Source organism: Phenylobacterium sp. (assembly GCF_035569475.1).
Classification (GTDB): Bacteria; Pseudomonadota; Alphaproteobacteria; order Caulobacterales; family Caulobacteraceae; genus Phenylobacterium.
This window is the reverse complement of sequence record NZ_DATMNA010000099.1, coordinates 58,544-67,477: the sequence shown is the minus strand read 5'-3', so window position 1 is coordinate 67,477 and position 8,934 is coordinate 58,544. Positions and strand designations below refer to the sequence as shown.

The 8,934-nt window shown below is 68.8% G+C and carries 8 protein-coding genes; 6 read left to right on the top strand and 2 right to left on the bottom strand.

The window, feature by feature from the left end:
- The 4 genes from VNW53_RS16140 to VNW53_RS16125 all read left to right on the top strand — a co-directional run.
- On the top strand, positions 1-306 hold a 306-nt coding region (locus tag VNW53_RS16140), incomplete at its 5' end, for a PEPxxWA-CTERM sorting domain-containing protein (RefSeq protein ID WP_325556832.1).
- Between the two features lie 339 nt (positions 307-645).
- Positions 646-1,101 (top strand): hypothetical protein, encoded by a 456-nt coding sequence (locus tag VNW53_RS16135; protein ID WP_325556831.1) that lies wholly within the window; start codon positions 646-648, stop codon positions 1,099-1,101.
- 134 nt (positions 1,102-1,235) lie between these two features.
- Entirely contained in the window at positions 1,236-2,093 is an 858-nt protein-coding gene (locus VNW53_RS16130) for an MBL fold metallo-hydrolase (protein WP_325556830.1), read from the top strand.
- A 78-nt stretch (positions 2,094-2,171) separates the two neighbouring features.
- Positions 2,172-2,987, top strand: a complete 816-nt coding sequence (locus VNW53_RS16125; RefSeq protein ID WP_325556829.1) for a hypothetical protein — start codon at positions 2,172-2,174, stop codon at positions 2,985-2,987.
- A 19-nt stretch (positions 2,988-3,006) separates the two neighbouring features.
- On the opposite strand, the gene VNW53_RS16120 is transcribed toward VNW53_RS16125, so the two are convergent.
- Together VNW53_RS16120 and parC are read right to left on the bottom strand one after the other, a co-directional pair.
- Positions 3,007-3,936: a hypothetical protein gene (locus VNW53_RS16120; protein ID WP_325556828.1), complete on the bottom strand. Its 930-nt coding sequence runs from the start codon at positions 3,934-3,936 to the stop codon at positions 3,007-3,009.
- 145 nt (positions 3,937-4,081) lie between these two features.
- Positions 4,082-6,340, bottom strand: a complete 2,259-nt coding sequence (gene parC, locus VNW53_RS16115) for a DNA topoisomerase IV subunit A (protein ID WP_325556827.1) — start codon at positions 6,338-6,340, stop codon at positions 4,082-4,084.
- A gap of 301 nt (positions 6,341-6,641) precedes the next feature.
- On the opposite strand from parC, the gene VNW53_RS16110 reads away from it, so the two are divergent.
- The gene (locus VNW53_RS16110) at positions 6,642-7,004 is read left to right on the top strand and encodes a BlaI/MecI/CopY family transcriptional regulator (RefSeq protein WP_325556826.1); all 363 of its coding nucleotides are present in this window, start codon (positions 6,642-6,644) and stop codon (positions 7,002-7,004) included.
- Positions 7,001-8,929 carry a M56 family metallopeptidase gene (locus VNW53_RS16105; RefSeq protein ID WP_325556825.1) on the top strand — a complete coding sequence of 643 codons (1,929 nt, stop codon included), beginning with the start codon at positions 7,001-7,003 and terminating at the stop codon, positions 8,927-8,929. Before VNW53_RS16110 ends, VNW53_RS16105 begins: the two co-directional genes overlap by 4 nt.
- Positions 8,930-8,934: the final 5 nt, after the last annotated feature.

The window sequence follows — 8,934 nt, the reverse complement described above, 5'->3', positions numbered from 1 at the left end:
GCCTCGGGCGGCGACCGCACCGACTGGCTGGGCGGCGGCGTCAACGACGTCTCCAACGCCTTCATCTCCCCGGGCCAGGCCTACAACCTGACCGCTGTGGACCTGACCAGCCTCGACGTCCTGGGCTGGGGCGGCTCCAATCCGGGCGACACCGCCTCCGGCGCCCCGAACCTGAAGGTCTTCGGCCTGGTGATCGGCCCTGACGCGGTTCCGGAACCGGCGAGCTGGGCGACCATGATCCTGGGCTTCACCGGCCTGGGGGCGCTGCTCCGCCGCCGCCGCCGCACGGCGATGGCCGCGGCCTAGGACCGATCGACGTTCGGGGCAAACGCCCCCCGTCACGCCCCTCCCCGCAGGGGGAGGGGAACGGCGGCGCCAAAGCAATTCCGCACCTCTCGCTTAGGTTGTCTCCGGCATTCGAGCCGCCTCGCCGATCCCGCGCGCGTATTCGCGGCCGGCCCGCGGCGCAGAGGTCCAAGGCAAAGCTTGATCTTCTCTCGCCGAGCAGTCGCTTTCACCTCCGTTCGCCCGCCACGGCCACGCCTATTCAGCCGGCATTCAGATCACGCCTTCCAGATTCCATGGGGAAACAAGTACGCGCGCCGCGTCGCTCCTGAGTCGGGACCGCGCGCAACGGAGGTGTTCATGACGAAGCGACTCTCGAAGGCCGGCCCGATCGCCGCGATCGCGGCAGGCTGCATGCTGGCCATCGCCGCCCCGGCGCTCGCCGAGGGCCATGGCGGCGGCCACGGCGGGGGCGGCGGACACGGCGGCGGCTTCAGCGGCGGCGGAGGCCACGGCTACGGCGGCGGCGGACACGCCTACGGCGGCGGTGGCGGCCACAATTGGGGCGGCGGAGGCGGCTGGCGGGGCGGCGGCCACGAGTGGCGCGGACGCGGCGGGTACGGCGGCGGCTACGGCTGGGGCTATGGCGGAGCCGTCCTGGGCGGCCTTGCCCTGGGCTACGCCCTCGATGCCCCCTACTACGACGGCTACTATGGCGGCTATTACGGCGACTACGGCCCCGGCCCCTGCTTCACCGAGCGCCGCGTCTGGGACCCCTACTACGGCCGCTACATCCTCCGCGAGTTCCCCTGCTAGGACCCGCGGCGTAGCGCACCAACGTCCCGGGTCGGCCCTGCCGCCATCCGGGACGGCGCCCGCGGAATTTCCGATGGCCCCTGCCGTCGCCCAGCGCCAAACTCGCGCTCGCGCCGAACGGAGGAACGCGGGTCATGTTGAGCTGGCAGGTGGGCGATGTGCGGATCACGCGGATTCTTGAGCTGGAGGCGACCGGCGGCACGCGGTTCATCCTGCCGCAGGCGACGCCGGACGCCGTCAAGGAGATCGGCTGGCTTAGCCCCCACTTCGCCGACGAGAACGGCAAGCTCAGGATGAGCATCCACGCCCTGGTGGTCGAGACCCCGACCGCGCGCATCGTCGTCGACACCTGCATCGGCAACGACAAGCAGCGCGACATCCCGACCTGGAGCGGCCTGCAGACCAATTTCCTGGCCGACCTGGCCGCCGCAGGCTTCCCGCGCGAGAGCATCGACGTGGTGCTCTGCACCCACCTGCACGTCGACCACGTGGGCTGGAACACCATGCTGGAGAGCGGCAAGTGGGTCCCGACCTTCCCCAACGCCCGCTACCTGCTGGGCCGCGACGAGTTCGAATACTGGCGGGCCGAGGAAGAGACCGTGGAGCGCCCCGAACGCTCCCCCTTCCACGACAGCGTCCAGCCGGTGTGGGACGCCGGCCTCGTCGAGCTGGTCGCCACCGACCACCAGGTCTGCCCGGAAGTCGCCCTGGAGCCGACCCTCGGCCACACCCCCGGCCACGTCAGCGTCCGCATCCGCTCCAAAGGCGCCGAGGCCCTGATCACCGGCGACTTCATCCACCACCCCTGCCAGTTCACCCACCCCGAATGGGCCAGCCTCGCCGACTACGACCCGGCGGCCTCCACGGCGACCCGCGCGCGGATGTTCGCGGACCTGGCGGGGACGGAGACCCTGGTGATCGGCACCCACTTCACCGCGCCGACGGCGGGGCATGTCGTGCGGGATGGAGCGGTGTGGCGGTTGGCGGGTTAGCGCTGACCAGGCTGCAGGTATCCTTGCCTTCAGCTATAGGTTGTGTAATTCTCCTCCTCTCGCAAGGGGGGAATTGCGATGAGCTATCGAAACTGTGTCCTCTCCGCTGTCGGGATCGCATTATCCGGTTGCGCGTCAACCCAGTTGTCAGCCAACACAGCAGACGTCGCTCGATCCACCGCGAACATTGAGATTTCTCAAATATTGGACAACGTCGAGCGTTTCATTCGAGACCCAAACGCAATTCCATCTCAATCTCTGGTCTCCGCTGGCACGATTTCGACGACCAACTCTGTATCTCCAAATCCGTCCTATGGCTTTACCAAGGCGAAGCAGAACACCATATCGGCCACACCGGCGATTCAAGCGACGAGAACAATCGCACAGTCATTGGGAATTCAGGCTTCTGATCAATGGACACAAAGTTGGAATATCGCGCCAGTAAATGACGGCGATAATTTGCGTCGCCTCTCGGCAATCTATCGATATAAGGCGAATGGGAACCTAAAAGATCTTATCAGAGATTACCCAATTGCCGTCACGCCGAATCCAGATCAGTCCGACGTCGGAAAAAAGAATTCCAATCTCGCCAACGCGAAGATTATGGGTCACCTGTACAGATGGGGTAAGCCTGTCGCTATGCCGGGTGACGAAATCTGTGGGAAAATATATTTACGATCAGAGATTTCGGCGAATGAATTCGTTGGATTGGGCAGGTATGGACATAGTAATCTGGCGATGAGTCAGGAAGACTTTAATAACGGGTGTTTAGCCAAATTGGTGTTCCTAGTCCACGACGCTGCAGGCGCGACGAGTTCGGCGTCGATCCCGTCAGCGGACGGAACGCAGCGGCTGCTGATCGCTCCACTCGTGGTCCCACCAAGCATTCGATGACGCCGGGCGAACGTCGAATTCAAGCGCCTTCGGCCTTTACTCCGCCCGACGCCCCCTCCCGCACCCCCAACGCCATCGCCCTCGCCTCGTCATTCCGCGCCCGTTCCCGCGCCAGGTCCTCCGGCGACAGCCCCGCCAGGCTCATGAAGTCCGCGCGCCAGCCCGGCGGGCCGGGCCAGCGGAGCGGGTTGCGGACGGTGGTGCGGGGCCCGGGGGCCTGTTCCAGGAGGCTGAGGGCCAGGTCGAGGGTGGCGTCCTGGGACGCCTCGTCCCACGGCAGGCCCGCGGCGCGGCCTAAGGGCACATCGCTGAACAGGAACCTCGGGACCCCGCAAAGCTCGACGATGTCCCTGGCGGCGCCCATCAGGACGGTGGGGAGGCCGGCGGCCTCCAGAGTGCGGGCGACCAGGCTCAGCGTCTGGTGGCAAACCGGGCAGTTGGCGACCAGGACGGCGGCGTCCGCGCGGTCTTCGCGGCAGCGGGCCAGGACCTCCGGCGCGTCGACCTGAAGGGTCTGGCGCTGGCTGTAGGTGGTGGGGACGCCGTGGAAGCGGGCGGCGATCGCGCCGATGCGTCCCCTGCCCTGCGCCCGGCGCAGCGCCGGCAGCGGGAACCAGCAACTTCCGTCGTCCTCCAGGTGGGCGCGGTCGACGCTGACGTGGCTGACCCGCAGGTCGTGGTCGCGGGCGGTGTCACCGGAATAGACCGCATGGAACTTGGCGGCCGCGTTGTAGGGCGCCCTGGCCGACTGGTCGCCGAGCTCCGGCCGGTAGGGCGCCGCGGTGGTGAGGAGCACGATGCGGGCGCTCGCGAGCGGGAGGCCGAGCGGCGTGAACGGGACCTCGGCATGCTGGGCGTAGCGGTAGGGCTCGGCATAGCCCAGGGCCGCGTACCAGGCGTGGGTGCGTTCGATGTAGCGGGTCGGTGGGTCGTCGTCGCTGGGGGACATGGAGGCAGTGTGTCCCTTCTCCCCTCGCGGGAGAAGGTGTCGGCCGAAGGCTGACGGATGAGGGGGAAGTTGGCGGCTTCGTCCCAAAGTCCCCCTCATCCGACCTACTTCGCAGGCCACCTTCTCCCGCGAGGGGAGAAGGGTCCTAACCCTTTGGCCTGAACCGCTTGCTCGCCGGGAAGCCCCTCGGCGCCAGCTTCCCAGCCCCTGCCCGCTTGCCGAGCCAGTCGCGCCACTCGGGCCACCCATGGGTGCGGCCCGCGGGGTCGATCCAGGACGCGCCCTCGTCCGCGTTGAACGCCGTGGCGTCGCGCAGGCCGCCTTCGCGGTAGGCCTGCAGCTTGACGCCCTTGCCCCGGGGCATCTCGGGCAGCTCGGCGGTGGGGAAGATCAGGATCTTGCCGTTGTCGCCGATGACCGCCAGTTGGTCGGCCGCGCCGAGCGGCAGGCTGACCAGGGCGCCCTTGGCGCCGGCGTTCAGCACCTGCTTGCCCGCGCGGCGGAAGGCGATGGCCTCGTCCTCCGGCAGGATGAAGCCGTAGCCCTCCTTGGAGGCCAGGATGCGCTTGCCGCCGGGCCGGTGGACGAAGACGTCGACCAGGCCCACGCGGTCGTCGAGGTCGATCATCAGCCGCAGCGGCTCGCCGTGGCCCCGCGCGCTCGGCAGCTTGTCGCAGGCGAGCGTAAAGAACCGGCCGTCGGAGGCGAAGATCAGCAGCTTGTCGGTGGTCTCGGCCGGGACCAGGAACGAGAGCTTGTCGCCCTCCTTGAACTTCAGCTCCGAGGGATCGTCGACCCGGCCCTTGGCGGCGCGGATCCAGCCGCGGTCCGACAGGATCACGGTGATCGGCTCGCGCACGATCATCGCCTCTATGGCCGCCTCGGCGTCGACCTCGGGCGCGTCGGCGAAGACCGAGCGGCGTTTGCCGAGGGTGGTCTCAGCCCCGATGGTCTTCAAGGTGTGCTTCAGCCCCTCGCCCACCAGCTTCCACTGGGCCTTGTCGTTGGCGAGCATCCCTAAGATGCCATCGCGCTCCTCGGCCAGTTCGGCGTGCTCGCGGCGCAGCTCCATCTCCTCCAGCCGGGCGAGCTGGCGCAGGCGGGTGTTGAGGATCGCCTCGGCCTGGATCTCGGAGAGGTCGAAGGCCTCGATCAGCCGGGCCTTGGGCTCGTCCTCGTAGCGGACGATGCGGATCACCTCGTCGAGGTTGAGGTAGGCGATCAGCAGGCCGTCGAGGATGTGCAGCCGCGCCTCGATCTTGCCCAGGCGGTGGCGGGCGCGGCGGACCAGCACCTCGCGGCGGTGGTCGAGGAAGGATTGCAGGACCGCTTTGAGCCCCATCACGCCCGGCGTGCCGCGCGCGTCGAGGACGTTCAGGTTGACGCTGAAGCGGTTCTCCAGGTCGGAGAGCTTGAACAGGCTCTCCATCAGGACTTCCGGCTCGACGTTGCGGGACTTGGGCTCCAGCACCAGGCGCACGTCCTCGGCGCTCTCGTCGCGGACGTCGCCGAGCAGGGGGACGCGCTTGGCCTCGATCAGCTCGGCGAGCTGTTCGACCAGGTCGGCCTTCTTCACCTGGTAGGGGATCTGGGTGACCACGATCTGGTAGGTCCCGCGGCCGGTCTCCTCCTTGAACCACTGGGCGCGCAGGCGCACCCCGCCGCGGCCGGTCTCGTAGGTCTCCAGGAGCGAGTGCGCGGGCTCGACGATGACGCCGCCGGTGGGGAAGTCCGGGCCCTTCACATGGGCCATCAGCTCGGCGGTGGTGGCGTCCGGATTGGCCAGCAGAGCCAGGCAGGCGTCGGTCAGCTCGGCGGCGTTGTGCGGCGGGATGGAGGTCGCCATGCCGACCGCGATGCCGGTCGCGCCATTGGCCAGCAGGTTCGGGAAGCCGGTGGGCAGGACGACCGGCTCGGTGTCCTGGCCGTCGTAGGTCGCCTTGAAGTCGACGGCGTCCTCGTCGATGCCGTCCAGCAGCAGGGTGGCCGCCTCGGTGAGCTTGGCCTCGGTGTAGCGCATGGCGGCGGGGTTATCGCCGTCGATGTTGCCGAAGTTGCCCTGGCCGTCGACCAGCGGATAGCGCTGGGCGAAGTCCTGGGCCATGCGCACCAGGGTGTCGTAGATCGACTGGTCGCCGTGGGGGTGGTAGCCGCCCATCACCTCGCCCACCACCTTGGCGCACTTGCGCGCCGCGGCGTCGGGGTTCAGCCGCATCTCCCGCATGGCGTAGAGCACGCGCCGCTGCACGGGCTTCAGCCCGTCGCGCACGTCCGGCAGGGCCCGGTCGGTGATGACACTGAGCGCATAGGCCAGGTAGCGCCGGCTCAGCGCCTCGCTGAGCGGCTCGTCGATGATCCGGTCGCCGGGAGCGCCGGGCGGCGGGGCGGTGGTGGTGTCGGTCATGGGTGAGGAATCACATTGTCAGTCGCGACTGACTATTAGGGCGCCACGAGCCCGTCGTCGCTGCGGCGCATCGATCTAAGCTTCCGTCTCCCCTTGCGGGAGAAGGTGTCGGCCGGAGGGCCGATTGATGAGGGGCCGTGCTCCGTCGTCTGCGTGACGGAGCGGCCAGATCGGATGAGGCTTTCGACCCCTCATCCGACCGCTTCGCGGCCACCTTCTCCCACAAGAGGAGAAGGACGCAGAACCTGTTGACTCCAACGTTTACCAGTGTAATCGATAGGTGCCGATTACGGGTGTAAACATGAAGATCAGCACGGCCGAGAGCGTGATCATGGGGGCCCTGTGGACCCGCGAACCCCTGAGCGCCGAGGACATCTCGGCGCAAGTCGCCGAGGGCCAGGGCTGGTCCGAAGCCACGGTGAAGACCCTGATCAACCGCCTGCTCAACAAGGGCGCCATCGGCGCCGAGCGCGACGGCCGCCGCTACCTCTACCGGCCGCTCCTGGCCCGCGCGGGCTATGTGGAGGCAGAGAGCCAAGGCCTGTTGGACCGGCTGTTCGACGGCCGCTTGGCGCCCTTGGTCAGCCATCTGTCGCAGGCCCGGAAGCTCACCCCCGAAGACATCGCCGAGCTGAAGAAGCTGATCGAGGGATTCGAGCCATGATCGACGCCATCCTGCTGGGCCTTCTCAAGGCCAACCTGGCCGCGGCCGCGGTGGTGGTCTTGGTGCTCGCCGCGCGCAAGGCGGTGCGTGGGCGGCTCGGCGCGCGAGCGGCCTATGCGCTTTGGCTAGCGCCCCTGCTGGCGGCGGTTGCGGTGCTGCTGCCGCACCCGGCGGCCAAGATCTCCGAAGTCCCACCGATGGTCGCACCCATGGTGTTGCAGGCCGAAGCCGTGACGGACGAGTTCGTCGCCGCCGCTACGCCGCGTAGCGCGCCGGACATCCCGGCCCTGCTGCTGGCCGCCTGGATCGCAGGCGGCTTGGCGGCGGCCGGATCGCTGGCCCGGCGACAGGCGCGGTTCGTGGCCTCTCTGGGGCGCCTAACGCCGATGTGCGAACCCGGCCTGTTCCGCGCCGAACGCACAGGCGTCGGCCCGGCGGTGGTCGGCGTGCTGAAGCCCAAAGTGGTCGCGCCAGCCGACTTTGAGACGTGCTATGCGGAGGGCGAGCGGAGGCTGATCCTGGCGCACGAGACCGCGCACCTGCGGGCTCACGACGCGCTCGCCAACGCCGCCGCCTGCGCTGTGCGGTGCGTCTGCTGGTTCAACCCTTTGGTCCATCTGGCGGCCCGACTGGCGCGCGTGGACCAGGAACTGGCCTGCGACGCCGCGGTGATCGGCCACTTCCCTGGCGAGCGGCGGACCTACGCCGAACTGCTGCTCAAGACTCAGCTCGTCACCCAACCCCTGCCGCTCGGCTGCCACTGGCCGGCCGGCGCGGAGCATCCCCTGAAAGAGAGGATCGCCATGCTGAAGTCTCCCCTGCCCGCCCGCGCGGCCCGACGCTTGGGCGCAGCGGTGGCGCTCCTCGCCTGCGCCGGCGCCGCCGGCCTCGCCTGGGCCAGCCAGCCCGCGCCGAGCGCGCCACAAGCCTCGCCGATGGCCGCAGACCTCGACGCCATCCCCAATAACGGCCATCTGGAGCCAGAGGAGGCCCGCAAGCTCTGGCGGCCAGGCCTATCCTTTCTGTGCAAGCCGGACGCGAACCGCCAGTTGCACAACTGCCGGATGACCGGCACACCCTTCGAGACCATCGCCACCGCCGCTGATGTGCAGCGCGAATGGCCGGCGCGGGCGAAGAAGGCCGGCCTGACCGGCTCGGTCACCCTGCAATGCACCCCGGATCTCGCCCAACGGCGTCTGGACCAGTGCGTGGGCTACCACTTCGACGGCGCGGCCGAGCGGCCGGAATTGAAGGCCGCCTTCGAGCAGGCTGCGGTGCGGGTGATCTCGATCATCCGGCTGAAGACCAATCCTGGCCCGAACGATGCGCCCCTGCCGCCGCGGGGCTTCTACATCATCCAGTTCAACGACCACCCGGCCATGCCGGGCGGCCCGCCGGCGGACCCGCCGGTCACCCGCTTCCCCGACTTCCTGCCCGGCCCGCCGGCGAAGGCCAAGACCGCGCCCGCCCCGGTGCGTCCCACGCCGGTCAGCTATGCGCCGGCGGCGGACTGGGCGGCTCTGGCGTCCCCCGTCGCGCCGCGGGTGATCGCCCAACCGATCTGGCTCGAGAAGCCGGTCGGCGCCGACTTCGCCCGCTTCTACCCGGCGGAGGCGCAGAAGCAGAACTTCGAGGGGACCACGACCCTGTTCTGTGGCGTGGACAAAGACGGTCGTCTGACCGACTGCGTGGCCACCGGAATCATGACCTTCGGCGCGCCCGAGGCCATCCGTGAGGATTTCCGCAAGGCCACTCTGGAGCTCGCAGGACTGTTCCGAATGCGGCCGCAGACCGTGGACGGCGCGCCGACGGCGGATGGACGGATCACGATCCCGATCCGCTGGAGCCTGCCGACCGATCCGGAGGCCGCGGCCAGGCTCAACGCCCTGCGCGACCCGGGTCCGAAGTCGCCTTCCATCGGGTGAGGCGT